This is a genomic window from Streptomyces sp. NPDC052064 (genome assembly GCF_055585925.1).
Genome location: NZ_JBVJJE010000013.1, coordinates 300998 through 326099, shown reverse-complemented (window position 1 = coordinate 326099; position 25102 = coordinate 300998). Strand labels below are relative to the sequence as shown.

Sequence of the window (25102 nt, the reverse complement as noted above, 5' to 3'; positions counted from 1 at the left end):
CGGCACGGAGATCCGCGTGCGACGCCCGGCCGCAGGCCGCGAGGACCGGGACAGGTTCGTCTGCGGCAAGACCAAGCAGAACGCCGTGAAGTCCATGGTCCTCACGGACACCGAGGGGCGCGTGTTGTTCTGCGGCCCGGCCCGGCCGGGCAGTTGCGCGGACATCACCCAGGCCCGACAGCTCGGCCTGGTCGAGCTACTGGTGGACAGCCCGGTGGCGTGTTGGGCGGGCGAGGCGTCCACCGCGACGACCTGGGCGGGGTGGTGACGAGTCGCCAGGTATGCGGCGTGCCGGGCCGCCCCGGCGCCGAGGTCGCCCACGCACTTGTCCGTCAGGTCACCCAGGATTTCCGGTCCGGGCCCGGCGTCCTGGCTCCAGTTCCAGTAGAACGCGGCGGGCACCTCGCGGTCGGTGCCAGCGCGGGTGCGGCCGTAGTGGTGCCAGAGGTCAGCGGTACGAGGCTTCATTTCGGTACCGGGTCATGGAAGCCGCGTCGTCGGGCCGCCCGTGGACGGCAGCGCAGCAACCGGGTCAGGATCAGTCGCCCCCCATGAAGTGCCCCGTGCTGGTGCAAAGCTTGTACGGCATATGTGGAGCACGTCGGGGTGTACGCGCAGCACGCTCGCCGGGTAGGACTGATCGCGACGCGGTAGTGGCGAACCGCCGTGTACATCGCGGAGGCGACGCGGCCCGCCGGCCGTGGGGCTGCCCAGTCCTCGCCCGATGCGGCGATCGCAGTGGGGCGGAGGACAGCGAGAAGCAGAACCGTCAGCCACGCGGCAGGACAGCACCGGCTGCACCCGAGATAGGCGTCGAGTGCTCCCAGGCAGCAACCCTCTTGGTCATCACTTCGCTTCCTTTGATGTCCGGACCCGTCAGCCCGCGGTGACTTCGACACGACACTCCCTCCCGGTCAGGCGGATCATATGCGTGTTCACCGGCCGTGCGGGCACCAGCACGACCGCGGCCAGTTCCGGGCGCAGCTGTTCCCGTCCGGCTGTGTGGAGCCACAGTGATCAGCCAACGCTCAGCGTGCGTCCTCCACGGAAGTTGAACGAGAACCTGCAGAACGCCCCAACCCCCGCAGCTGCGCAGCGCCGGGGCGGAGCGGGGCTTTGTCACGGGCGGCTATCCGATCCAGATGATGTCCAGGACTGACAGACGCCGGGTGAGGCGGTTGATCACGTAGACGACGGACAGCTGCCCGATGGAAGCGGCGCGGACGTCCTCGCCTTCTGGATCGCCGGTGTTCCACCGGGGCCGACCCCACGGGAGCGCACAGCGATCTTCAGGACGTCGCGGACGTGGACTCTCAGCAGGTCCGTTGGTAGGGGAAGCCCGGTATGTAGGCCCTCCAGTCTCGGCCGGACAAGCCGCTTCCTGCCCGGGCGCACACGGCTTTGGCTACCAGGCCGGGGGCTACAGGGTAGGTGCGCGGTGGGGTGTGGTCGCCACGGACTGTGAGTGTGGCTCCGTTGCGGCTGAAAGCGAGGGAGCCTACCTGATCCCCGGATGTAAGCAGACCGTCTCCGAGAGGCCTTGTCGTCGTCGTATCCCACAGCCGCACGGTGCTGCCGCCCGCAACGGCCAGGATGCGGCCGTCGGATGAGTAGGCGAGTGCTGAGACCGCCTGGGGGGCTTTGTTCTCCTTGCCTGCGGAGAGAGCATCGAACATGGCGAAGCGGTGCTTGAGCGCGCGGTCCCAGATGGTCACCCACCCGTACTCGTCACCGACCGCCATCCGGTCCCTGTGCACCGGGTCAGCAGCAACGGAGGTCAGGCGGGTGGTGACTTGGCCTCCGGGTTCGACGGGCGAAGATGCGTCCTCCGAGGCGTGGGCTCTCCAACTGGGATCCACGGCGTTACCCAGGTACAGGGAGCGCACGACAGGCGTTGAGGCGGGCTGCTGCTCTATGTACCGGATCACTTTGTGGCGCGGTTCCAGCCGCACGTCCGAGACGATTCGGCCGTGCAGCGGGTATCGGTAGACCGGCTTGCCGGGGTTGCTGAGCCGCCATACCAGGATGGCCCCTCTATCTGCGTGGGTAAGAAAATTTCCATCGGCTGTCACGGTGACGGGAGAGTGTGGGGATGTGCGGACGGGCGGCCCCTCTTTACCGGTTCGCACGTCCCAGGTACGTATCCGGGAGCCGGTGACGACGATCAGGCGTTCCTTGCCCGGATACAGGGGGTACGGCGGGACGACGTCGGGGGGACGCGGGCCACAGGACAGGCGAACGGCGAGGGCCAAGGGGCCCGTGCTGCGGAAGCGACGCTCAGTGCCGCCATCCCATAGTTGGAGTTCGCCGGAAGTCGTGCACTCTGCCTGATGCTTCCCGCCCTCGCGCGAGGTACCCGAGGTCTGCGAGGATCCGAGCGGCGGCAGTCTGCGGTGCCGTCGCAGATCCCACAAGGCTGTCAAGCGGCCGTTGTCGTCATGCAGAAAGAGCATGTCGTCTGTGGGCCCGAAGCTCACCGTGCCGTCGGTCAACGTATACGGAAGCTGGGTCGCCGCGCCGGACGTAGCGTCTCTCAGCTGCCATCTGCCCGCGGCCAAAAGCAGCAGCTGCCGCCCGTCGGGAGAAATGCGAATCAAGTCGTCGTCCTTCCCGACGTGCACCGAACGGATGAGCCGATGCGTGCTCAGGTTCCACAGCCGTACCCGTCCGGCGCCACCGGAGACCAGCATGTCGCCGTCGTTGCTCAAGAAAGGGCCCAGGACAGGGCCATTGACAGCCGTGCCGGGCTCAGTGAAGGCGTCCTGCTCGGGCTGGGTCAAGGCACTCATCAGGGCAGCCCTGGCTTCCAGGGTGGGGCTGATACGCCAGGCTGCGACGCTCAGCCGCAGCGCGGTCCGCGGTTCGGCATTGCGCAAGCTCTCCGCGACCGACGCGACCCGCCGGGATGTCGCCTCAGCCAGCCGCCGCTCGCCGAGGCGGTTCCACTGCCAGGCCACCAGACCTGCGATCACCGCTAGTGCAGCAGCTACACACAGGGCCGTCCTCAGTCGACGAAGCCGCTGCGCCGCCCGGCGAGTCGCCCACTGCTCGTGGTCGCGGGCGTCAAGGCTGGCTGTGAGAAAGGCGTGCTCCAGACCTGTTAGCTCCCGGCGCTCCAGATGCTCGTCGGCGGCGGTCAGACGGCTGCCCCGGTACAAGGCGCCTGGATCTCGGCCCAGTTCCTCCCAATTCTGGGCTGCTTCGGTCAGTCGCCGGTGCAGACGCAGGCGTTCGCGGTTCTCGTCGATCCATCCGCGCAAGCGCGGCCAGGCCGCGATGAGGGCTTCGTGCGCGAGGCTGAGCGTCTGCCCGTCGAGTGTCACGAGGCGGGCCTTGACCAGCCGCTCCAGAACTTCACCGGTGGCGGCGAAGTCGTCTGCGTTGGCCGGGTCCAGTTCCTTGGGCGACACGGGTCGGCAGGTGTTCTGCCCGCCTTCTCCTGGAGTGATCAGCCGGAGAAGGATGTGCCGGGCTGATCGGGCCTCGTGGGTGGACAGGCGAGTGTAGAGCTGCTCCGCGGTCTGGGCGAGAGCGCCCGCAACGCCTCCGGCGGCTTTGTAGGCCGTCAGGGTGAGGGCGCGTCCCTTGCGTCGACGCCAGGTCTCCAGCAGGGCGTGGGACATCAACGGCAGCCCGCCGGGTTTCTCGGTGACGTCCTTGATGATCTGTGCGGTCAGGTCCCGCTCGACGATCAGACCGGCGGCAGCTGCGGGTCTGACGATCGCCTGGCGTAGTTCGGTGGGACTCATGGGTCCGACGAGCAAGGTGGCGCGGCGCAGTGCCGCGGCCCATGCATGGTGCTCGGCGCAGTGGCCGAAGAAGTCCGCGCGTACCGCGATCACGGCCCGTACGTTGTTCTCCGGGTTCGTCGCGGTCAGCAGCAGGTCCAGGCAGGCCCGTCGTTCAGCGGGGTCGGCGCAGAGGGTGAACAGCTCCTCGAACTGGTCGACCACGACGACCGTGTCCCCGCGCTCATCGCTCGCCTTCATCACGGCGGCGAGGGCGGACAGGGGCCGGGGACCGGGAGTGAGGATGCGGATCGCCGCCGGCCGCCTATCCGTGGCTGCCTCGCTCCGCAACAGAGGAATCAGTCCCGCACGCAGCAGAGAGGACTTGCCGCTCCCAGAAGCCCCGACGACAGCGACCAGACGATGGGCATGCACCCACTCGGCAAGCTGAGCCGAAAGCTGGTCCCGGCCGAAGAACATTTCAGCGTCGGCAGGTTCGAAGCGGGCCAACCCACGGTAGGGCGCAGCCTGTGCTTCCTCCCCGTACTGCGGTTCGGCGGCCACCCTCCGGGCCGCCGCGTGCCAGCGTTCTTCCCACTCCGAGACATCCGCACCGCACGCTTGCACATAGGCCAGTACCACCGCGAGGGACGGCAACCGCTCCCCCGACGCCGCCCGTGACAGCGTGGCCGCCGAATACGACGTGCGCTGCGCCAAAACCCGGTAGGTGAGAGCCCCGCCTTCCCGACGCAGTTTGCGCAACTCGAAAGCGAACGCCTGAACCGGGCCTGCCGCCGGATCCAGCTCGCGTTCACTACGGCCCATCCCTCCCCCGCCCATCCGTCGGTACAACGTCGAGCCTCACGCCCGCTTCCTGACGCAGCTTGCGCAACTCGAACGCAAACCGCTGAACCGGACCAGCCCCGGATCGAGGTCCGCCTCCGGACGCCCCGTGTCGCTTCCTTCTCCCCGTGCCGCCCCGTGACCTGCAGCGGCGTCTCATCCCAGCACGCGCCACACCACCGCGAAAGACACCATCTCGCCAACCCGGGCTTGTGACCTGCTTTGTTTCACTCCCGGGACACGGCTGTGCAACAACCCTCAGCCCTATGAACTCGATGCCGAACCAACCGAACGGCACGCCCCCGGATCCGACGGCGTGCCGCCGTGGGCACAAGCCGTGCCCGTGAATCGAAGGTCGGATCTGCGCCATCAGCCGTGTGGCAGGTGGCTACCGTCGAAAGGTGATTTCCCATGCGGACATCGCACAAGTTCGGCCTGGCAGCGTCGGCCGTGGTGCTCGGCTTGGCCGGCACCCTCACCACCACCGCCTCGGCGCAGCCTCAGGTGGCGGCGGCGCCGTCCGACTGCCCGAAGTACTACTTCTGTGGTTACAAGCAGGCGAACTTCAAGGTCCTGGCCTTCAAGTTCAAGGACTGCTACCTCCAGGAGATCCCCGACGGCCTGAACGGCGGCGGGTCCTGGTACAACAACCAGTCGGCCGGGACGAAGGCCCGCATGTACGACAAGAACAAGAAGCTCATCTACACCACCCCGGGCGCTCCTTCTTCGGATGCGCGAGCCGACTGGCGTCCCGTGTGGTACGTCGACGCTTGCTGAAGCGTTTCGTCCAGACCATCTGATCGCTGGATGAACGGTTCGCAACCGTCGCTGTGCGACGGTCTCATGGCAGGTGCCGGACCGGATGGTACTGGTGAAGGCTGCCTCACCAAGAACGGTCGGCACATGGAGCACTGCGCCCGTTACCAATGACGAGGCACGCCGGCAGCCCAGCCCAACTGTCGGGACGCTGGTGGTGAATCTGGGACCTGCATGACGACGGCCTGTGCGACCCCGTAGGGGTTGTGCAGGCCATCGTCGTCCTGGACGTTCGGCCACGACTCCCCCAAGGACCGGGTGCACGCCCGGAACGGACGCTGGACTGCCGGCCCGCGGTCCGCCCCATCGGGTTCGCATTGCCCGCCCAAAAGGCACTGGCCCGTCACCACGGGGGAGGCGACGGGCTGACGACCTCGTACACGGTTGGCCGTGGCTCGTGGAGGGGTCTGGTCCTGGCGGCTTTCACGTTCCCAGGCCGCGGGACAGGGTGGCGGTCTGCTGGTGTGAGAGCAGTCCGGCGACGGCTTGGACGATGTCGCTCATGTGCTCGCGGCGGCCGAGGGTGGCGGGTCTTGGTCGGCTGGCACAGGATCCGGACCGACGCCGACCGGTCATCACCTGGCCGGTGCTGGCGGCCTTCCGACCCTGGGCAGCCACGCGGGTGGCGCAGGCCGGACAGGGCGTGTGCTTGGTTGCGCGGAAGAGGACGACCACACAATTGGCCGCTTCCTCCGGCTGAGCAGTGGAAGGTGGTCGAACGCTTGCTCTACCGGCTGGGCTGCCGCCGCCCGCACCGGCGCTACGAACGCCGGGCGGACGCTTCCTGCCGTCGTCGGGACAGCCTCAGTCCTCATCCGCTTCCGCCACTTACCTCATTGAGCCGCACCGGGACGACGGCAACTCCGACCTGCCACCGCACCCCACATGAGAGGAGCGCTGATGAGCACCAAGGCCAAAGCGCCCGCGAAAGCAACTGCTACCGCCTCCGATGAATGAACATCGGGATCGCTGAAGACCGTGAAGTCGAGAATCCACAGGGCCGGCCCGACAGCGCCACACGTTGCCAGTAGCCGGCAGGCACGAGCACGCCCGAGGAGCGTCCCCAACAACAACGACGGCACAAAGCCGCAGATCATCATACTCAGGAGGGCGGTAAAGCCCGTCAGATCCAGGATGCCCACGGCGCTTGGCAGCCAAGGGCTGACAGCAATCACTGTCGCCCACAACAGGGACATCGAGAGGAGCCCAGCGGACCCCCACATGGCAGTCGCCCCTTGACGCACTGTTTTGTCCCTCATCGTCGCCCCCAGAGCAGTTGAGGCGATACTCCCACCAAATTTGAACGCGTTCAACCCTCTGTGAACCCACAACGTTCCATACTGGCGAGCTGCACGGCGCGGGGGACGCCAAACGAAACGGAGGTGACAGCCGACACCAGTTGTCGACGACTTCGGGCAGCACTTGTCGATCACCGGACCGCAAAATATTGATGAGAACTGACACCACCGCAAGGCCAGGCGCCGGCTCCATGTCCAGATCGTCTCGGCCTGCGCGGCGGTGAGCGTGCGGTGCACCACGCCGTGCGTGGCGAGTAGTGGTTCCAGGTGTTCGGGGGGGCGCGGTCAGGTTGACCAGGTCCGCGGCCAGCCGGGTGGCCAGCACGGCCGTCATGGCAGTGCCTGGCGCCCCCTCACCACCGCAGAGCACTCCCAGCCTCCCACCGCAAGCAGCCAAGTGGTGTCAGAACTCAGCTGAGGCGGTCGGGATCGGTGCACCAGGAGTGCTCCGGGAGGTAAAGCCTGCGGTCGATCAGCGCCCGACCCCGGCTGGTGGCGCAGGCGAGGAACACCCCGACTTGGGAGTTCTCGATGCGTCCTGCGGTGCCGGTGTACTGCCGCTGCACTCCTGCCGAGGTACGGCCCTTTTCCACACAGCCGGTCTCGTCCACGATCAGCACCCCGTCGTCGGTGCCGAGGTGGTCGGCACCATAGGCGCGCAGGTCCCTCGGCGACCGGAGGGTCACTCTTGCCGGTCGCTGAACGGCGTCGCCTGGTGGAAGTAGAGCAGCCATCCGTCCTCCGTCCGCCGCCACAGCGAACTGCGATGCGCGCGCCTGCCGTCGCACTCGGTGTCGAAGGTGAGGTGGACGAGGTCGGGGGCCAGCTGTACGCCGTGCACCTGGGAGGTGACGACAGGCGGGGACTCGAGGTCGGTGGTCTCGGCCAGGGCGGTGATGATGGCGGCCCGGCTCCAGTGCCGCCCGGAGGCGCCGAACTCGTGGAAGTCGGGGTGCAGCAGCGCCTCGACCCGCTCGGGCGAGCGGCGCACGTCCGGGTCGAGCAGCGCCAGCTCGCCCTCGACGGCGGCCTCGACGGCCGGGTCCTGTTCAGGCATCCGTCAGCTCCACCAGCTTGACGACGGTGTTCCAGTTGCGGGTCGTGGCGACGATCCCCTTGTTGACGCGCGGCTTCGAGAGGTGTTCGGCCAGCTTGGAGCGGCCCAGGCCGTTCGGGGCGTACAGGTAGAGGGCGCGGTCACCGAGGCGGAACTCCTCGGGGAGGTAGGCGGATTGGTCGATCTCCGCGAAGCGCTCGGGGGTCACGGGGGCGGAGAAGTAGGTGACGTGGAGCTGCTTGGGCTCCAGGTCGGCGGCCGGGAAGGGGCAGGCGTCGGCGATCGCCTTCAGATAGGCGTGGTCGCGCACGATCACGTCGACGCCGAAACCGAAGTGCTTCTCGATGACGTGCGTGATCTCGGTGGCCAGCGACTCCTCGTCGCCGTGGCCGGAGGCGAACACGGCCTGGCCGCTCTGAAGATACGTCCGTACGTCCTCGTAGCCGAGGCCTGCCAGGAGGGTGCGCAGGTCCGCCATCGGGACCTTTCTGCTGCCGCCCACGTTGACCCCGCGCAACAGTGCCGCATACGTCGTCGTCATCCGCTCACCCTAAGGCGGCCGTCGTGCCCCGTGGGGGTGGGCACGACGGCCGGCGGGCGGCTGCCCGAGCCCCGTAAATTACTCACCGGTCACCGCGGGGCACAACCTTCTGCTCAGGATCCACACAGCCGAGGAGGCCGGTATATCCCCCTTCGGGTCCCGATATGTGTAAGGAGCGACCGCCCTTCGCCGCCCTTTCAGCCGGTGAGCCGCCGCACGTGCAGCGCGTCATCGTCGCAGCGCAGGATCTCCAGCTCCCGGTCCGGACGAGCGCCCCCGAACGTGAGCGCGATGTGCCGGTCCGACACGAGCCGCCAGTGGCCGGGCACGGCGCCGGGGGCGTCACCGCGTCCCAGCGGGTGGTCGACGAAGGTGCCGTCGGGCGCGAACTCCATGCCGCGGCGCCCGCGCGCCGGCGGGAACGGATGGTCGTCCGGCCGGTACACCCGCACGTCCTCGCGGTCCTCTTCGTAGGAATGGACCCAGGAGCGGAACAGGCCCGATGGGGGCTCACTCATGATCGGGCCACCTCACTCCCACAGCTGTCCAAATTGCCGGTCTTATGGCTGAGTGACTAGGATTATCAGTGTATGGGTTCGAGGGGAACGGGCAACCGACCGTCCGCCCGGCGCCGCCCGGCCCCCGCAGCGCGTGTCACACGCGCCATTCCGCAGCCGCGCACGCGGCACACCCTCAGCTCCCCAAAGGGGCCAGTCATGTCCGATGCGCAGTCCTACCATCGCGTCACCTCCGCCGACTACAGCCGCTGGTGCGGCGCCATGGAAGTACACCGCAGACTCCTCAGCCTGAACCCCGAGTACGCCGAGAACCGGGCCCAGATCGAGAACGCCGCGTTCACCTACGAGCACTTGGAGACGGTCACCGCCCGGCAGAGCCTCGTCGACATCCCCGTCGTCGTGCACGTGGTGCACAACACTCCCGAGCAGAACGTCAGCGACGCCCAGATCCACAGTCAGATCGAGGTGCTCAACCAGGACTTCCGCGCGAGCAACCCGGACGTCGGCAAGGTCCCCGGAGCCTGGCAGGACCTCGTGGCCGACGCGCGCATCCAGTTCCACCTCGCCCGGACCGATCCGCTGGGCCGCCCCACGGACGGCATCACGCGAACCCAGACCGCGACCCCGAACTGGGACACGGACGACCTGGTCAAGTTCAGCCTGAGCGGCGGCCACGACGCCTGGCCCGCGGACGTCTACCTGAACTTCTGGGTCTGCCAACTGCGCCGTGGACTGCTGGGCTACGCCCAGTTCCCGGGCGGTGCCGCCTCCACGGACGGAGTGGTCGTCACGCACACCGGCTTCGGGACCACCGGCACCGCCACCGCGCCCTTCGACGGCGGCCGCACCGCCGTGCACGAGATCGGGCACTGGCTGAACCTGCGGCACATCTGGGGCGACGACGACGAGGGATGCAGCGGCAGCGACTTCGTGGCGGACACCCCCAACCAGGGCGGGCCGAACATGGGTTCGCCGGACTTCCCGCATGTGAGCTGCGGCAACGGACCGAACGGCGACATGTTCATGAACTACATGGACTACACGGACGACGCCGCGATGTTCATGTTCACCAAGGGCCAGTCGGCGCGCATGGACGCCGCTCTCGACCACGCCCGCATGACCCTCACCCGCCAGGCCGTCACGGTGTGACGGACGGGCGGGTGACGGCCACCCCGACTACCCCCGGTCGGCGGGCAGTTCGGCCTCGATGAGGTCGGCCGCGCGCCGGGTGCCGCCCTCCCGGGCCGTCTCCGCCCGGATCTCCTTCAGGCGGCGGGCGACCTCCGGGTCGTCGACGAGGGCGAGGGCGGCCTCGCGCAGCGCCTCGCCGGTCGCCTCCTCCGTGGGGAGGTACCGGGCGACGCCGAGGCTCCGGAGCATCTCCGCGTTGCCGAACTGGTCCACGGCCTGCGGTACGGCGATCATCGGAGTGGCCGTGGCCAGCCCCTCCTGGCTGCCGCCCGCCCCGGCGTGCGTGACGAACAGGTCGGCCTGCTTCAGGATCGCCAGCTGCGGCACCCATGAGCGCACCTCGACGTTCGCGGGGACCTCCCCGAGCTCGGCCGGGTCGATGTGCTTGCCGACCGAGAGCACCAGGTGCCAGCCGGGCAGGGCGCCGAACGCCTTGACGCACTCCCGGTAGAAGCCGGGCTGCTTGGTGAAGGCGGACCCGAGCGAGACGAGCGCGACCTTCTCGGCACCGGCCGGCCGCTGCCAGTCGCCCTCGGCACCCCGGTCGCCCTGGCAGGCGCCGACGAAGGAGTACACGCTCTCGTCGACCCGGTCCGCGTTCGGCTGGAGGGCCTTGGGGATCAGGACGATCGAGCGGCCGGGCCGGCCCCCGAACGCATCGGGGTGCAGGGTGATCCCGTTCTCCTCCAGCCAGGCCTGGAAGCGGGCGTAGTAGGCACGGCCGCGCTCGGTCTTCTTCGGCTCCTCCCACATGGGCTCGGCGACCTCCTTCTCGTACCCCTCCCAGGCGACCATGGCCGGCGACAGGGAGATCGCCGGCACGCCCCAGCGGTGGGCCAGGACGCGGGCCGGGTAGGAGGCGATGTCGTGCAGGACGAGGTCCGGCTCGTCGCCCTCGTACACCTCGATCAGCTGCGGGAGGGCCTGGATCGCGTCGTCGAGGAACGGCTCCACGTTGTCCAGCAGCGTGGTTCCCCAGGCCTCCGGGGCGTCGTCGGGCGAGGGCAGCGTCGAATTCCACGGCTTCACCTCGGCACCGGTCTCCGCGACCTTCTCGGCGAAGACCGGCGGGATCGCGTACGTCACCCGGTGGCCGCGCGCCACGAGCTCGCGGATCACCTCGAGATTCGGGTTCACGTGGCCGTGGGCGGCGATGGAGAACATGGCGATATGAGCGCGACTGGCCATGCGCTCGACCGTACGCGAGACGAGACGTCTCGTACAACCCCTTTCGTGCTTCAGCAGGTCAGCTCCTCATGCAGCCGCAGCCACCGCTCCGGCGACACCTCGCCCACCAGCACCCCCGGGTCCAGACGCGCAGCCCGGAACGCGGCGTCCACCCGCCGCCTCGAGTGGGCCCGCCGCAGCGACGCGTGCAGGGAACCGCCGACCCCGGAGAAGCCCAGCTCGACCAGACGGCTCCAGCTCCGGTACCCGGCGGCGTCGAGCAGCGGGGGGGCGCGGCGTTCCACGCGCAGCACCCCGGCGTCCACACGCGGCACGGGCCGGAAGCTGCGCCTGCCGACGCGGCCCAGCAGCCGCCACTCGTAGCGGGGCCAGGTCCGGACCGTCAGCAGCGTCCAACTGCCGTAGTCGCCGGTGCGTTTGCGGGCGTACTCGAGCTGGGTGAGCAGCGTGGCGTCGGTGAGGGCGGGAGCGCGCAGGCACCAGTCGACGACGGCCGCGGTACGGGAGAACGGCACGTTCCCGGCGACCGAGAAGGGTGTGCGCGGCGGGTGTGCGGCCAGGAAGTCCCCGCCGACGACACGCACCTGCGGCGTGCCGGAGAAGCGGTCGCGCAGGACGGGCACGAGCCGCGGATCGATCTCGTACGCGCGCAGCTCACGGCAGCGTCGCGCCAGCGGGGCGGTCAACGCGCCTTTGCCCGCGCCGACTTCGAGCAGCAGCGGGATCGGCCGGGCCTGCGGGGCGGCGAGCCGGGCGAAGCGTTCGGCGGTGGCGCGGTCGGCGAGGAAGTTCTGCGAGAGCGCGCGGGAGGTAGCGGTGGGGCGGGCCATGGCCTGCGGTCCTTGTCTTCCGTGAGGGATGTGAGGGCAGCGAAGGCCCCGACCGGAAGACAGAAGGAGAGAGCAGAGGTGAGACGCCGGGCTCAGTGACTCAGCGGGCGTGGCTCCCCGGGCCGGTCAGGGCTCCGGGGCCGCTGCGCACCCGTGCGGCGTGCGCGCAGCCCCGGCCGTGACCGGAGATGCAGATCGCGTTGATTCCCACGGGCAGCACGCTAGGCGCTGCCGGTGACGACGCACAACGGGTTTTCGCCGGGTTCAGCGCTGGTAGCGCGCCAGCACCAGGTTGCCGTCCTTCTCCAGGCGTTCCCGCAGTTCACGGATGTCGATCGCCCCGCTGTAGTACTCCTGGAGGGCCGGGGTCGCCACCTTGTCCTTCCACTCGGGATAGCCCCGTACGGTCTGTGCGGGCGCCGGGCGCAGGTGGGCGGCGAGCGCGGCGCCCGTGGCCCAGCCGTGCTCGGGGGTGCGCAGGGCCGGGTCGTTCAGCGCCCGGTTGCCGGTCGGCAGCATCCAGTCGCCGAGGGCGAGGCGGACCATGTTCCGGGGCTTCAGCAGGAAGTCGATGAAGGCGGCTGCCTCCTCCTTGTGCGGGGAGTCCTCGGCGACGGACAGCGTCTGCGGGCTGACGCCCTGGGTGAGTCCCCCGGCGCCGGCCGGGGCGGGCAGCACCTGCCATGCGAAGCCCTTCGGGGCCTGCTGCACGATCTGCTGGCGGTAGGAGAAGCCGAGCGGGACCATCGCGTATCTGCCGCCGAAGAAGCCGGGCAGGGTGTCGGAACCGCCGCTGCCCAGGGTCGTGGGCGAGGCACTGCGGTCGGTGCCGGCCTGGGCGTGGATGGTGCGCGGCACCACCTGGTCGGCCGCCTCGAACCGCACCGTCACCTTGCCGTCGGCCCCGCGGTGGAAGAGCTGTCCGCCCGTCGACAGGGAGAGGTTGAGCGTGGCGGAGACCGGTTCCTTGAGCGGCCAGGCGATGCCGTACTTCTCCCGGCCGCTGAGCTGTTCGGTGATCCGGCGGAACTCTGCCCAGCTCCACGGCTTCTCCGGGGTCGGGATCCGCACTCCGGACTCCTTGAGCCATGTCGCGTTGGCGATCAGCACGCGCGGCTCCTGGAGGAACGGCACGCCGTAGACGCCGTCCCCGAAGGTGGTGGTCTCCCAACTGCGCCGCGGGATGTCCGACTTCAGCCGGGCGGGCAGCAGATCGGTGAGGTCGGCGAGGTAGCCGCCGTAGGCGAAGTCGGCGAGGTCGTCGGAGGCGTCGTGGATGATGTCGGGTGCCTCGCCGCCCTCGAAGGCGGTGAGGAGCTGGTCGTGGACGCTGTCCCAGGTGCCCTGGACGTACTCGACGCGGACATCCGGGTGGGTAGCGTTCCACTCCTTCACCAGTTCCTTGTTGGCCTCGACCGACTCCTCCTGCCAGGCCAGGGACTGGAAGCGCAGGGTGACCCGGCCGTCGTCGCGGGTGCCGCCGGAGGAGCAGCCGGCGAGGAGCAGCAGGAGGACGAGGGCCAGCAGGCGTGCGCGCATCAGCTCTTCACCGCCCCGGTGAGCATGCCGCCCGTGATCCGCCGCTGGATGATCGCGAAGACGACCAGCGAGGGCAGCGTCGCGAGGAACGCGGCCGCCGCGAGCGGGCCGAGGTCGGCGACTCCCTCGGCTCCGATGAAGTGGGCGAGCACCACGGGAAGGGTCTGTTTCTCCGGTGTCTTGAGGAGCACGAGCGCGAAGAAGAACTCGTTCCACGCGGTGATGAACGCGAACAGCCCGGTCGCCACGATGCCCGGCGCGAGCAGCGGCGCCGTCACCGAGACCAGCGTCCGCACCCGTCCCGCCCCGTCGACCGCCGCGGCCTCCTCCAGCTCGGGCGGTACGGCCCGCACATACCCGGCGAGCATCCACAGCGCGAACGGCAGCGCCCACACCACGTACACCAGCACCAGCCCCGGCACGGAATTGATCAGGCGGAGGTTCTTCAGCACCAGGAACAGCGGGATGATCAGCAGCACGAACGGGAACGCCTGGCTGATCACCACCCAGCCCGTCACCGCCTTGGCGAGCCGGGTGCGGCGCCGGGCGACGACGTAGGCCATCGGCGTCGCGATCAGCACGGCGACGACGGCCGCCGCGAGCGCGGCGAGCAGGGAGTTGAGGGCGGCGTGCAGCAACGGCTGTTCGTCGAAGGCCTGCCGGAAGTTGGCGAGGGTGGGGTCCTCCGGGATCCAGGTCGGGTGCAGGCTGCCCAGCTCGCGCGGCGGCTTGAACGCGGTGGAGACCAGCCAGAGGAACGGGAAGGCGAGGAAGACGAGATACGCGAGCAGCGCGGTGTACTGGCCGACGCGGGCCGGGGTGCTGGTCCTCACGCGTCGTCACCTCCCCTGAGGCGGCCAACGAGGAAGACGGCCAGGGCGATCGAGATCACGGCCACCATCACGCAGCCCATCGCCGCCGCGTAGCCGAACTGCCCGTAGCGGAAGGCCTCTTCGTAGGCGAAGAGCATGGGCAGGCGGGTCCGGCCGCCCGGGCCGCCGCTGGTGAGGACGTAGACCAGGGCGAAGGAGTTGAAGTTCCAGATCAGGTTGAGTGCGGTGATGGCCAGGGCGATGGGTCTGAGGGCGGGCCAGGTGACCGTGCGGAAGCGGCGCCAGGCGCCCGCGCCGTCGACCGCCGCCGCCTCGTGCAGTTCGCGCGGGGTGTTCTGGAGTCCGGCGAGCAGCGCGACCGTCGTCTGCGGCATGCCCGCCCAGACGCCGACGACGATCACGGCGGGCAGCGCGGTGGCCAGCCCGCTCAGCCAGTCGCGTCCGCCGCCCAGGCCGAAGTCGCGCAGGGTCTCGTTGAGGATGCCCGCGTCCGGGTTGTAGACGAGCCGCCACATGATGCCGACGACGACCTCGGGCATGGCCCAGGGAATGATCGCCAGGGCACGGGCCAGCCAGCGCAGCCGCAGATCCTGGTTGAGCAGCAGGGCGAGGCCCAGCGCGAGCAGGAACTGCGGCACCGTCACCCCGACCGCCCACACCAGCCCGATCCGGAACGACTCCCAGAACAGCGTGTCGTGCAGCAGGTCCCGGAAGTTGAGGGCGCCGATCCACTGGGTGGGCTCGGTGCGGCCCGACTGGGCGTCGGTGAAGGCCAGCAGGATTCCGTACAGCAGCGGCCCGACGCTGAGGACGAGGATGGGGAGCAGGGCGGGCAGCACCAGGAACCAGGCGCCGTGGTCGACGACCCGCCGGGGGCGGGCCCCGCCGGGCTTGCGGCCGGCCGGTCTCCTCGGTGGCGAAGCCTCGGTCACCAATGTCACGGAATCAGCCCCTTTGACGGCTCGGCCGGCCAGGTTATGGTCGTGAAGGCGTTCTGCCTCGTCAAGGCACCGCGCACGCCGCCCGACCTGTGCCGATGCGACACTGACCGGCGGATGGCCGGAACCCGACGGCGGAAGACGTGGACGACGGAGGCGGACGATGGACGAGGCACGGGCCCGGGACGTACTGGCCGCGGCGGGCGTGCTGCCCGGTGCGGCCCGCGAGGCACGGCTGCTCGCGCTGGGCGAGAACGCGGTGTTCGCCGCCGGTGACCTGGTCGTCAAGGTCGGCCGCGACGCCGAACTCCTCGACCGGGCGCGGCGCGAACTGGACATCGCGCTGTGGCTCGCCGAGGCGGGTGTGCCGGCGGTACGGGCGGCCGAGCCCAAGCCCCTGCTGGTCGACGGGCACCCGGTGACGGTGTGGCACCGGCTCCCTGACGCCCTACGGCCCGCCGAGCCACGGGATTTGGCCGAACTCCTACGGGTCGTGCACGCCCTGCCCGCGCCCGCCTTCGATCTGCCGCCCCGCGATCTGCTGGGCGGTGTGGAGCGCTGGCTGCGGCTGGCGGGGGACGTGATCGATCCGGCGGACGCGGCGTATCTGCGGGAGCGGCGGGACGGGTTCGCGGCGGAGGCGGCGGCGCTGACGCCGCATCTGCCGCCGGGGCCGATCCACGGGGACGCGCTGCCGCGCAATGTGCATGTGGGCCCGGAGGGCCCGGTTCTGGTCGACCTGGAGACGGTCTCCACGGATCTGCGCGAGCACGACCTGGTGGTGATGGCCCTCTCCCACGACCGCTATGGGCTCCCGGACGAGGCGTACCACTCCTTCACTGAGGCGTACGGCTGGGATGTGCGGGAGTGGGAGGGGTGTTCGGTGTTGCGTGGCGCCCGGGAGACGGCCAGTTGCGCGTGGGTGGCTCAGCACGCACCGAGCAATCCGAAGGCGTTGGTGGAGTTTCGGCGGCGGGTGGCTTCGCTGCGGGAGGGGGACGAGACGGTGCGGTGGTATCCGTTCTGAGCGCCTGTGGTTCGGGGGCTACGCGTCGTGCGGCGACTGCGGGTGGGTCGTGGCTGGTCACGCCCGCGCGGGGGAGCCGGATGTCGAGCACAGCCCCGCGCCCCTTCAGGGCGTCAGCCAGCCGTCAGTCCTCTCGACGCGGCCCGGCTCGACCGCTCGCTCCTCGTCTCGGGCGCCGACTACGAGCGACTGGCCGGGCCTCGCATCGAACGCATCGCGGCGCCCGCGCCGGTGTGACGGAGAGAGCGCGGGCCTTCTGACGGGTGGGTGCGGCTCACGCGTCCGCCAGCTCCCTCAACGGCCATGCCCCGTCCACCGAGGCCGTCGCGTCGCCCTTGCCGCGCAGGAAGCTCTGGAAGTCCGCCGCCCACTCCGCGTACCACTCGATCTGGCGGCGGTGGAGGTCCGCCGGGCCGAGGGACGCGATCTTGGGGTGGCGGGCGGCTATCGCGCCGGCCAGACGGGCCGCCGCGAGGGCGTCCGCCATGGCGTCGTGGGCGGAGTCGAGGACCACGCCGTACTCGGCGCAGACCGCTTCGAGGTTGCGTTTGCCACGGCGGTAGCGGTCGACCCAGCGGTCGATGGTGTACGGGTCGATGACCGGGGCCGGGTCCACGCCGCCCAGGCGGTCGCGCAGGGACGGCAGTCCGTAGCGGCGCAGCTCGGCGGAGAGCAGGGTCAGGTCGAAGGCGGCGTTGTAGGCGACGACCGGCACGCCCGTCTTCCAGTAGGAGGTGAGGACGTCGGCGAGGGCGTCCGCCACCTGGTCGGCCGGTCTGCCCTCGGCCGCCGCCCGCTCGTTGCTGATGCCGTGCACCGCCACCGCGTCCTCGGGGATCGGCACCCCCGGGTCGGCCAGCCACTCCCGGCGCCCCATCGGCTCGCCGCCCCTGACCTCGATCACGGCTCCCGTGACGATGCGCGCCTCGCGCGGATCCGTGCCCGTCGTCTCCAGGTCGAAGCCGATCAGCAGCTCCCGGTGCCAGCCCATGGGCGGCCCCCCTTCTATGGTGCGTTCCCCCAGTGGTCTCCACCTTCCCATGCACCACTGACAATCAGAGGACCGCGTTCCACTTAGGAACCCAACCGCCCGACCGGAGGGACGGTTCACGACACCGGCCGCGAATCCGCCCACATCACCTCGAACTCCTCGCGATAGGTGGGGAAGAGACCACTTTCGTCGACCTCGCCCGACTTGACCACCTTGCCGCCGTTGCGCAGCACGAACACCGGCGCCTCCATCCCACGGGTCCGGCGCAGGTAGTTCTGCACGACCGCGATGCCGTCCGCACCGTCGCCGTCGACCAGGTACGCCGTGAACCGGGGCGTCTCGTCGAAGACCTGGATCTCGAAGGCCCCCGGGTCGCGCAGCCGGGCCCGCACCCGGCGCATGTGCAGGATGTTCATCTCGACGGCCCGGCTGAGCTCGCCGCGCTTGATGCCCAGTTCGCGCTCGCGCCGCTTGACCGCGCTGGAGGCCGGGTTCAGGAACAGCAGCCGCACCCGGCAGCCGGACTCGGCCAGCCGGACCAGGCGGCGGCCGGAGAAGTTCTGCACGAGCAGGTTGAGACCGATGCCGATGGCGTCGAGGCGGCGGGCGCCTCCGAAGATGTCCTCGGCCGGGAACTGGCGCATCAGCCGCACCCGGTCCGAGTGGACGGCGACCACGTCGGCGTACCGGTCACCGACCAGGTCCTCGACCGCGTCGACGGGCAGCCGGCGCGCGGAGGGCACGTCCCCGCCCGCGCCGAGCATCTCCAGCAGCCGGGCGGAGGCGCGCTCGGCCTGGTTCAGGACGGCCTCGGACAGGGCCCGGTTGCGCGAGACGACGTTCCGGGTGACCTCCAGCTCGTCCAGGGCGAGCTCGACGTCCCGGCGGTCGTCGAAGTAGGGCTCGAAGCAGGGCCAGTGCTGCACCATCAGCTCGCGCAGCTGCGGCAGGGTGAGGAAGGACAGGACGTTGTCGTCGGCCGGATCGAGCAGATAGCCCTTGCGGCGGCTGACCTCGCGTACGGCGACCGCGCGCTGCACCCACTCCTGCCCGGCTGGTCCTGCGGCGGCCACCACCCAGTCGTCGCCGTGGACGGGTTCGTAGACGGGCCGCAGCACGGCGGCGACGACCGCGCGCAGCCGCTGCTCGACGAGGTTCAGCCAGATGTAGGCCCGGCCGGCCCGCTGGGCGCGGGTGCGCACCTCGCGCCAGGCGTCGGCGTCCCAGTCCAGTTCCGGACCGATCGAGCCCGTCGCGTCCATCGGCCGCGCCAGGGACACGGCACCGGCCGGGACGTCTGTGGAGTTCCCCTCGTGACCCTCGTCACCAGGGGGCAGCTCCAGCCCTCCCGAGCCCACCCGCGCACCGCCTTTCGCTCCCCCGAGCACTCCCCTTGTCAACGATCAAGGAAGGGTACTCCGGGAGCGGTCGGCGGTGCAGCCGGATGGGCAGGGCAGTTCTCAACCGCGTGGCTTCCGGTGCCCGTTCCGCCGGCCGAGCTCGACAGGAGCGAGCGGATGCACAGCGGCTGCGCCGCGCGTGCCCGGTGGACGGCGCCGCTGGGCTGGAGCCGGCCCGGGGCGGTGAGCTCCTTGCCGATGCCGATGCCGAGGTCGACGCGATCTTCTCGACCGCTTCCGTCTCGTCCTCGTCGTCGGCCGGCGGATCGCGGCCCGTGCCCTACGCGCCTTCGGCCGGGGCCGCCCCGCCCTGCTCCCCGTGTCACTTCTTCCCCCTACTCCCCTACAGTCCCGGGAGTAGCGTGTGCCCCATCGGTTTCGTGCATAAGGCGTATGCACTGGTCACTCGGTAAGAGGGACATAAGTCATAGGAGGTTCCCTCACTTTCGAGGAGACTCGGGGCCAAGGCGTCCCCACCGGCGCCGCTCACCTGAAAGAGTCGTATCCATGCAGGTCTGGCCTGGAGAAGCGTATCCACTCGGTGCCACGTACGACGGCGCCGGCACAAACTTCGCGGTCTTCTCGGAGGCCGCGGACCGAGTAGAGCTGTGTCTGCTGCACGACGACGGCTCGGAGACGGCGATCGAGCTCCGGGAGAGCGACGCGTTCGTGCGGCACGCGTACGTGCCGGGCATCATGCCGGGACAGCGGTACGGGTTCCGGGTGCACGGCCCGTACGCCCCGGAGCGCGGGCTGCGCTGCAACTCCGCGAAACTGCTGCTCGACCCGTACGCGCGTGCGCTCAGCGGTTCGATCGGCTGGGGCGAGGAGGTCTACGGCTACCACTTCGACGTTCCCGACCGGCGCAACGATCTCGACTCGGCGCCGCACACGATGACGTCGGTCGTGGTCAACCCGTACTTCGACTGGGGCGACGACCGGCGGCCGCGCACCGAGTACCACCACACGGTGATCTACGAGGCCCATGTCAAGGGGCTCACCATGCGGCACCCGGGCCTGCCGGAGGAGCTGCGCGGCACCTACGCGGCCCTCGCGCACCCGGCGGTCATCGATCACCTCACCGAGCTCGGCGTCACGGCCCTGGAGCTGATGCCCGTACACCAGTTCGTGAACGATCACCGTCTGGTCGACATGGGCCTGAACAACTACTGGGGCTACAACACCATCGGTTTCTTCGCCCCGCACAACGCCTACGCCTCCTGGGGCGACCGGGGTCAGCAGGTGCTGGAGTTCAAGTCGGCGGTGAAGGCGCTGCACGAGGCCGGGATCGAGGTGATCCTCGACGTGGTCTACAACCACACCGCCGAGGGCAACCATCTGGGTCCGACGCTGTCCTTCAAGGGCCTCGACAATTCGCGCTACTACCGGCTGACGGACGACCCCCGCTATTACATGGACACGACAGGGACCGGGAACTCCCTGCTCATGCGGTCCCCGCACGTGCTCCAGCTGATCATGGACTCGCTGCGGTACTGGGTCACGGACATGCACGTCGACGGGTTCCGCTTCGACCTGGCGGCGACACTCGCCCGGCAGTTCCACGAGGTGGACCGGCTGTCGTCGTTCTTCGACCTGGTGCAGCAGGACCCGGTGGTCTCGCAGGTCAAGCTGATCGCCGAGCCGTGGGACGTGGGCGAGGGCGGCTACCAGGTGGGGAACTTCCCGCCGCTGTGGACCGAGTGGAACGGCAAGTACCGGGACACCGTGCGGGACCTGTGGCGGGGTGAGCAGCGCACGCTCGCGGAGTTCGCCTCACGGCTGACCGGCTCGTCCGACCTGTACCAGGACGACGGGCGGCGGCCGCTGGCCTCCATCAACTTCGTGACCTGCCACGACGGCTTCACCCTGCACGATCTCGTGTCGTACAACGACAAGCGCAATGAAGCCAACGGCGAGGACAACCGGGACGGCGAGAGCCACAACCGGTCGTGGAACTGCGGGGCCGAGGGCGAGACCGACGACCCGGACGTGCTGCGGCTGCGGGCCCGGCAGATGCGGAACTTCATCGCGACGCTGATGCTGTCCCAGGGCGTGCCCATGATCAGCCACGGCGACGAGTTCGCCCGCACCCAGCGGGGCAACAACAACGCCTACTGCCAGGACAACGAACTGGCCTGGGTCGAGTGGCCCGCGGACGGCGAGGACGGCGAGGACACAGAGGGGGGCCTGAGCCGGGAGCTGCTGGCCTTCACGCGCGCGATGGTGTGGCTGCGCAGGGACCACCCGGTCCTCCGCAGGAGGCGCTTCTTCCACGGTCGCCCCGTGGAGGGCACGCACGACGACCTGTCCGACATCGCCTGGTTCACCCCCGAGGGCCGGGAGATGACCCAGCGGGACTGGGACTCGGCACGGGCCTCGGCGCTGACGGTGTTCCTCAACGGCAACGCGATCTCGGAGCCGGGCCCGCGCGGGGAGCGCATCACCGACGACTCGTTCCTGCTGATGTTCAACGCCTCGCCCAAGCCGCTGGAGTTCCTGGTTCCGGTCAACCACGGGCGGGAGTGGCAGGTGGTGGTCGACACGGCCCGCGCGGACGGTGTGCCGCCGGGCACCGGCCCGAAGGTGCAGGCCGGGGACCGGCTGACCCTGACCGACCGGAGCATGACCGTGCTCCAGCGGCCCGTGTAGGAAGCCCGGCGGCTTGTAGGGCCGCCCTTCGGGACACCGTCGTCGCGCCGCCCGGAAAGAGCCACTCGTCCGGGCGACGCGCGGCGCACCTGGCGCGGGCGATGACACGAACGGCGGCGGGGCGGGTACGTAGGTCTGCATGACACCTGAGCGACCTGACCCGGTGGTGCCCTCGGCCACGTACCGGCTGCAACTGCAGCCCGAGTTCCCGTTCGGGGCCGCGGCGGCCGTCGTGCCGTACCTCGCCTCGCTCGGCGTCTCGCACCTGCATCTGTCCCCCGTCCTGGAGGCCGTGCCGGGCTCGGCGCACGGCTACGACGTCGTCGACCACGCGCGCGTGCGCGAGGAACTGGGCGGCGAAGAGGGACTGCGGGCGCTGGCGCGCACGGCGCGCGAGCACGGGCTCGGCCTGGTGGTGGACATCGTCCCGAACCACATGGCCATGGCCCCGCGCCACAACCGCGCCCTGTGGGAGGTGCTCCGCGAGGGCCCGAATTCGCCCTACGCGCGCTGGTTCGACATCGACTGGGAGGCCCAGGACGGCCAGGTGCTGCTGCCGGTGCTCGGCGCTCCGCTGGGCGAGGTGCTCGGGGAACTGCGCGTCGACGGTGACGTCCTGCGCTACTACGACCATGTGTTCCCGCTGCGCGAGGGCACCGGGGACCTGCCGCTGCCGCACCTGCTGGACGCGCAGTGGTACCGCCCGGTGTGGTGGCGGCTGGCCCGGACCGAGCTCAACTACCGGCGGTTCTTCAGCATCTCGGAGCTCATCGGGGTGCGGGTGGAGGACCCCGAGGTGTTCGAGGCCACCCACGACAAGATCCTCGAGCTGCTCCACGAGGGCGTGATCGACGGGCTGCGCATCGACCATCCCGACGGGCTCGCCGACCCCGACGACTACCTCCGGCGGTTGCACGAGGCGACGGGGGGCTGCTGGACGGTCGTGGAGAAGATCCTGGCCGACGGTGAGCAGTTGCCGGCCTCCTGGCCCGTCGCGGGCACCACCGGCTACGACGCCCTGCGGCACGTGGACGGGCTCTTCACGGACCCGGCCGGGTTCGGGGACCTCCTGGGGCAGTACAGGCGATTCGCGGCGCCGCAGACGGACCGGGGCGGGCAGTGGGAGGCGACCGTGCGGCGGGCGGCGTACAAAGTCCTCACGCACGAGCTGGCGACCGAGACCGACCGGCTGGTGCGAGTGGCGGCGCGGCTGTGCGCGACCTCGCCGGAGCAGGCGCTGCGCGACCGCGCGCCCTGGGCGCTGCGCACCGCGCTCCAGGAGCTGCTGGTCCGGATGGAGGTCTACCGGTCGTACGAGTCCGTCGACGCGGCGTCCGTGGTCACCGAGGAGGCCGCCGCCGAGGCCCGGCTCGCCTTCACGGTGCCCGAGGAGGCCGGCGCGGTGGACGTCGTACGGGATCTCGTGCTGGGGCGGTACGGCGACGGGCCCGCGCAGGTGGAGTTCCGGACGCGGTTCGCGCAGACCTCGTCGGCGCTGCGGGCGAAGTCCGTGGAGGACACGGCGTTCTACCGCTACGTGCCGCTGCTGTCGGCGACCGAGGTGGGCGGGAACCCGGGCCGTCCCGCGCTGTCGCCGGAGGAGTTCCACGCGTACTGCGCGCGCGTGCAGCGCGACTGGCCGGTGACCGGGACGGTCGCCTCGACGCACGACACCAAGCGCAGTGCAGACGTCCGGGCGGCGCTGAACGTGCTCACCGAGTGCCCGGACCGCTGGGCGGACGTCCTCGCCGAGGTGACACGCACCGGCGAGGGCGTGCCGGACGCGCAACTGGCCTGGGCGGCCTGGCAGACGGCGTTCGGGCTCGGCCCGGAGTCGGGGGCCGAGGAGCGGGTGCAGGGGGCGCTGCTGAAGCACGTGCGTGAGGCGGGCCTGTTCACCAGCTGGACCGAGCAGGAGCCGCCGTACGAGGAGGCGGTGGCGCGGTTCGTGGCGGCCGGGCCGTGCGGGGCGCCGGGTGAGCGGGTCGCCGCGTTCCGGGACTCTCTCGGGCCGCACATCCGGGCGAACGTGCTGGGCACGGCCCTGGTCCAGCTGACGATGCCGGGCGTGCCGGACGTCTACCAGGGCACGGAGGCCGAGTACCGGGCGCTGGTCGACCCCGACAACCGGCGGGCGGTGAGCTTCCCGCCCGAGGAGTCCGGCGCGACGTCCGAGGAGAAGGTGGCGGTGACACGGGCGGCGCTGGGGCTGCGGGCACGACGGCCCGGCGCCTTCGGCGACACGGCGACGTACATGCCGCTGCCGGCCGAGGGACCGGCGGCACAGCACTGCCTGGCTTTCGTACGCTCCGGCGAGGCACTGACGGCCGTCACCCGCCTGTCCCTCCGGCTCGCGGAGGCGGGCGGCTGGCAGGGCACCCGGCTGCCGCTGCCGCCGGGGCGCTGGGCGGATGTACTGGAACCGGGGCGGGAGTTCACGGGGCACGCGCGCGTGGAGGAGTTGTTCGCACGGCTGCCGGTGGCGTTGCTGGAAAGGGTGGGCGACTGAGGCCGGGCTGCTTGCGGAGCGGCAGGGCAAGCGGGCGCGCCGGGCACGGCACGGGGGCGCGCGAGGCACGGCAACGCCTCCCGCGCCGGTCACGGCGGCGCGGTGTGCGCGTGGCCTGGCGCCAAGGCGACAGGGTGGCCCTTGCTTCGCGGCGTCAGGCGCCCGTGGCCGCGCGTGGCCGGCCCTGTACCCCTCCGTACCCCGTGCCCTGCTCAGGCGACCGCGGGTCCGTCCTCGGGACAGTCCTCGTACGCGCGCAGCGGCGAGGCGGGGGCCACGCGTGGGTGGGGCCAGGCCGCGCGCAGCAGGGTCACGAAGGCCTCCGCCGCCCCGGTCGGGGGCAGGCGGGAGAAGACCGTCAGCGTGCGCTTCCAGGGCGGGTCGGGGGTGAGGACGACACAGTCCTCGCCGACCGCGTCGCGGACGAGGTGGGAAGGCACGGCGCAGACACCGACCCCGGCGGCGGCCATCCGTACCGCCGTGGAGCTGTGCTCGGTGAACACGGCGGTGCGGGGGGTGAATCCGGCCCGGCCGCAGGCCCAGTCGAGGAAGCGTTCGCCCTGCACGACGGGTTCCATGACGCAGCGCACCCAGGGGCGGTCTGCGAGTTCGGGCAGCGTCACCGTCGTACGGCCGGCGAAGCGGTCGTCGAAGGGCACGACCAGGATGATGTCCTCCTCGCCGACCGGCACGACCGTGCCGGGCCAGTCGGCGGGTGCCGGACCGACGGCGAGGTCGGCCGCGCCCCGTTCGACCTGTTCCTCCAGTGCCTGCGAGGAGGCGTACTCGTGGAGATGCAGCAGCACGCGCGGATGGGCGGCGCGCCAGCGGGCGAAGACGTCCGGGAGGACACCGACCGCGACGGAGTGGACGGCGGCGACGTGCAGTTCGCCGCCCTCGGCGCCGGCGGCGGCGCGGGCCGCGCGGCGGGCCTGCGCTGCGCTGCGCACGGCGAGTTCGGCGTGCGGCCGGAAGGCGCGTCCCATCGGGGTCAGACGCACGCCGCGCGGCATGCGCTCCAGCAGCGCGCCGCCGACCGACCGTTCCAGGGCCTTGATCTGGTGGGAGAGCGCGGGCTGCGAGACGTGCAGGAGCTCGGCCGCACGGGTGAAGGACGCCTCCTCGACGACCGTCAGGAAGTACTCCATCTGCCGCAGGCTCATGGACGGCCCCTCCCATAAACGTCCTGCATCGATCCCACAAGAA

18 protein-coding genes and 2 pseudogenes are annotated in these 25102 nt (G+C 70.5%); 6 read left to right on the top strand and 14 right to left on the bottom strand.

The features are described 5' to 3' along the window. A partial coding sequence (locus tag ACZ6TU_RS32110) for a transposase family protein (RefSeq protein WP_469552451.1) occupies positions 1-268 on the top strand: 268 nt, incomplete at its 5' end. 196 nt (positions 269-464) lie between these two features. Here ACZ6TU_RS32110 and yidD read toward each other — a convergent pair. Both yidD and ACZ6TU_RS32100 read right to left on the bottom strand, forming a co-directional pair. Beyond that, positions 465-674 carry a membrane protein insertion efficiency factor YidD gene (gene yidD, locus ACZ6TU_RS32105; RefSeq protein ID WP_467669445.1) on the bottom strand — a complete coding sequence of 70 codons (210 nt, stop codon included), beginning with the start codon at positions 672-674 and terminating at the stop codon, positions 465-467. A 639-nt stretch (positions 675-1313) separates the two neighbouring features. Next, on the bottom strand, positions 1314-4553 hold the full coding sequence (locus ACZ6TU_RS32100; RefSeq protein WP_469552450.1) for an nSTAND1 domain-containing NTPase: 3240 nt from the start codon (positions 4551-4553) through the stop codon (positions 1314-1316). Between the two features lie 429 nt (positions 4554-4982). On the opposite strand from ACZ6TU_RS32100, the gene ACZ6TU_RS32095 reads away from it, so the two are divergent. Beyond that, entirely contained in the window at positions 4983-5348 is a 366-nt protein-coding gene (locus ACZ6TU_RS32095) for a hypothetical protein (protein ID WP_467669441.1), read from the top strand. 1756 nt (positions 5349-7104) lie between these two features. On the opposite strand, the pseudogene ACZ6TU_RS32090 reads toward ACZ6TU_RS32095, so the two are convergent. From ACZ6TU_RS32090 to ACZ6TU_RS32075, 4 genes and pseudogenes are all read right to left on the bottom strand, one after another. Next, a pseudogene (locus ACZ6TU_RS32090) lies at positions 7105-7350 on the bottom strand (transposase); the annotation flags it as partial. A 17-nt stretch (positions 7351-7367) separates the two neighbouring features. Then, a complete protein-coding gene (locus ACZ6TU_RS32085) occupies positions 7368-7742 on the bottom strand; it encodes a nuclear transport factor 2 family protein (RefSeq protein ID WP_469552449.1) in 375 nt (124 codons plus the stop codon). Then, positions 7735-8283, bottom strand: a complete 549-nt coding sequence (locus tag ACZ6TU_RS32080; RefSeq protein WP_467669437.1) for a DUF1697 domain-containing protein — start codon at positions 8281-8283, stop codon at positions 7735-7737. Before ACZ6TU_RS32080 ends, ACZ6TU_RS32085 begins: the two co-directional genes overlap by 8 nt. A 197-nt stretch (positions 8284-8480) precedes the next feature. Continuing rightward, entirely contained in the window at positions 8481-8801 is a 321-nt protein-coding gene (locus ACZ6TU_RS32075; protein ID WP_467669435.1) for a hypothetical protein, read from the bottom strand. A gap of 198 nt (positions 8802-8999) precedes the next feature. Between ACZ6TU_RS32075 and ACZ6TU_RS32070 the strand changes: the two genes are divergently transcribed. Next, positions 9000-9950: a zinc metalloprotease gene (locus ACZ6TU_RS32070; RefSeq protein WP_467669433.1), complete on the top strand. Its 951-nt coding sequence runs from the start codon at positions 9000-9002 to the stop codon at positions 9948-9950. A gap of 27 nt (positions 9951-9977) precedes the next feature. Here ACZ6TU_RS32070 and mgt read toward each other — a convergent pair. The 5 genes and pseudogenes from mgt to ACZ6TU_RS32045 form a co-directional block, all read right to left on the bottom strand. Next, positions 9978-11217, bottom strand: a pseudogene (gene mgt, locus ACZ6TU_RS32065) (macrolide-inactivating glycosyltransferase). 13 nt (positions 11218-11230) lie between these two features. After that, positions 11231-12010, bottom strand: a complete 780-nt coding sequence (gene erm(O), locus ACZ6TU_RS32060; RefSeq protein WP_469552446.1) for a 23S rRNA (adenine(2058)-N(6))-methyltransferase Erm(O) — start codon at positions 12008-12010, stop codon at positions 11231-11233. A 264-nt stretch (positions 12011-12274) separates the two neighbouring features. Continuing rightward, positions 12275-13549, bottom strand: coding sequence for an ABC transporter substrate-binding protein (locus ACZ6TU_RS32055; protein WP_469552445.1), 1275 nt, complete (start codon positions 13547-13549; stop codon positions 12275-12277). Then, positions 13549-14382, bottom strand: a complete 834-nt coding sequence (locus ACZ6TU_RS32050; RefSeq protein ID WP_469552443.1) for a carbohydrate ABC transporter permease — start codon at positions 14380-14382, stop codon at positions 13549-13551. Before ACZ6TU_RS32050 ends, ACZ6TU_RS32055 begins: the two co-directional genes overlap by 1 nt. Then, complete coding sequence (locus tag ACZ6TU_RS32045; protein WP_467669425.1) at positions 14379-15323, bottom strand: carbohydrate ABC transporter permease; 945 nt, start codon at positions 15321-15323, stop codon at positions 14379-14381. The genes ACZ6TU_RS32050 and ACZ6TU_RS32045 overlap by 4 nt, the downstream gene beginning before the upstream one ends. 160 nt (positions 15324-15483) lie before the next feature. On the opposite strand from ACZ6TU_RS32045, the gene ACZ6TU_RS32040 reads away from it, so the two are divergent. Continuing rightward, a complete protein-coding gene (locus ACZ6TU_RS32040) occupies positions 15484-16347 on the top strand; it encodes a phosphotransferase enzyme family protein (RefSeq protein WP_469552441.1) in 864 nt (287 codons plus the stop codon). 274 nt (positions 16348-16621) lie between these two features. Here ACZ6TU_RS32040 and ACZ6TU_RS32035 read toward each other — a convergent pair whose 3' ends face one another. Beyond that, the gene (locus ACZ6TU_RS32035) at positions 16622-17338 is read right to left on the bottom strand and encodes an exonuclease domain-containing protein (protein WP_467669421.1); all 717 of its coding nucleotides are present in this window, start codon (positions 17336-17338) and stop codon (positions 16622-16624) included. Between the two features lie 116 nt (positions 17339-17454). Continuing rightward, positions 17455-18696: an SAV2148 family HEPN domain-containing protein gene (locus ACZ6TU_RS32030; protein WP_467669419.1), complete on the bottom strand. Its 1242-nt coding sequence runs from the start codon at positions 18694-18696 to the stop codon at positions 17455-17457. A gap of 549 nt (positions 18697-19245) precedes the next feature. Between ACZ6TU_RS32030 and glgX the strand changes: the two genes are divergently transcribed. After that, positions 19246-21387 carry a glycogen debranching protein GlgX gene (gene glgX / locus ACZ6TU_RS32025; protein ID WP_469552439.1) on the top strand — a complete coding sequence of 714 codons (2142 nt, stop codon included), beginning with the start codon at positions 19246-19248 and terminating at the stop codon, positions 21385-21387. A 139-nt stretch (positions 21388-21526) separates the two neighbouring features. Then, positions 21527-23896 (top strand): malto-oligosyltrehalose synthase, encoded by a 2370-nt coding sequence (treY, locus tag ACZ6TU_RS32020; RefSeq protein ID WP_467669415.1) that lies wholly within the window; start codon positions 21527-21529, stop codon positions 23894-23896. A gap of 212 nt (positions 23897-24108) precedes the next feature. Here treY and ACZ6TU_RS32015 read toward each other — a convergent pair whose 3' ends face one another. Next, entirely contained in the window at positions 24109-25059 is a 951-nt protein-coding gene (locus tag ACZ6TU_RS32015) for a LysR family transcriptional regulator (protein ID WP_467669413.1), read from the bottom strand. Positions 25060-25102: the final 43 nt, after the last annotated feature.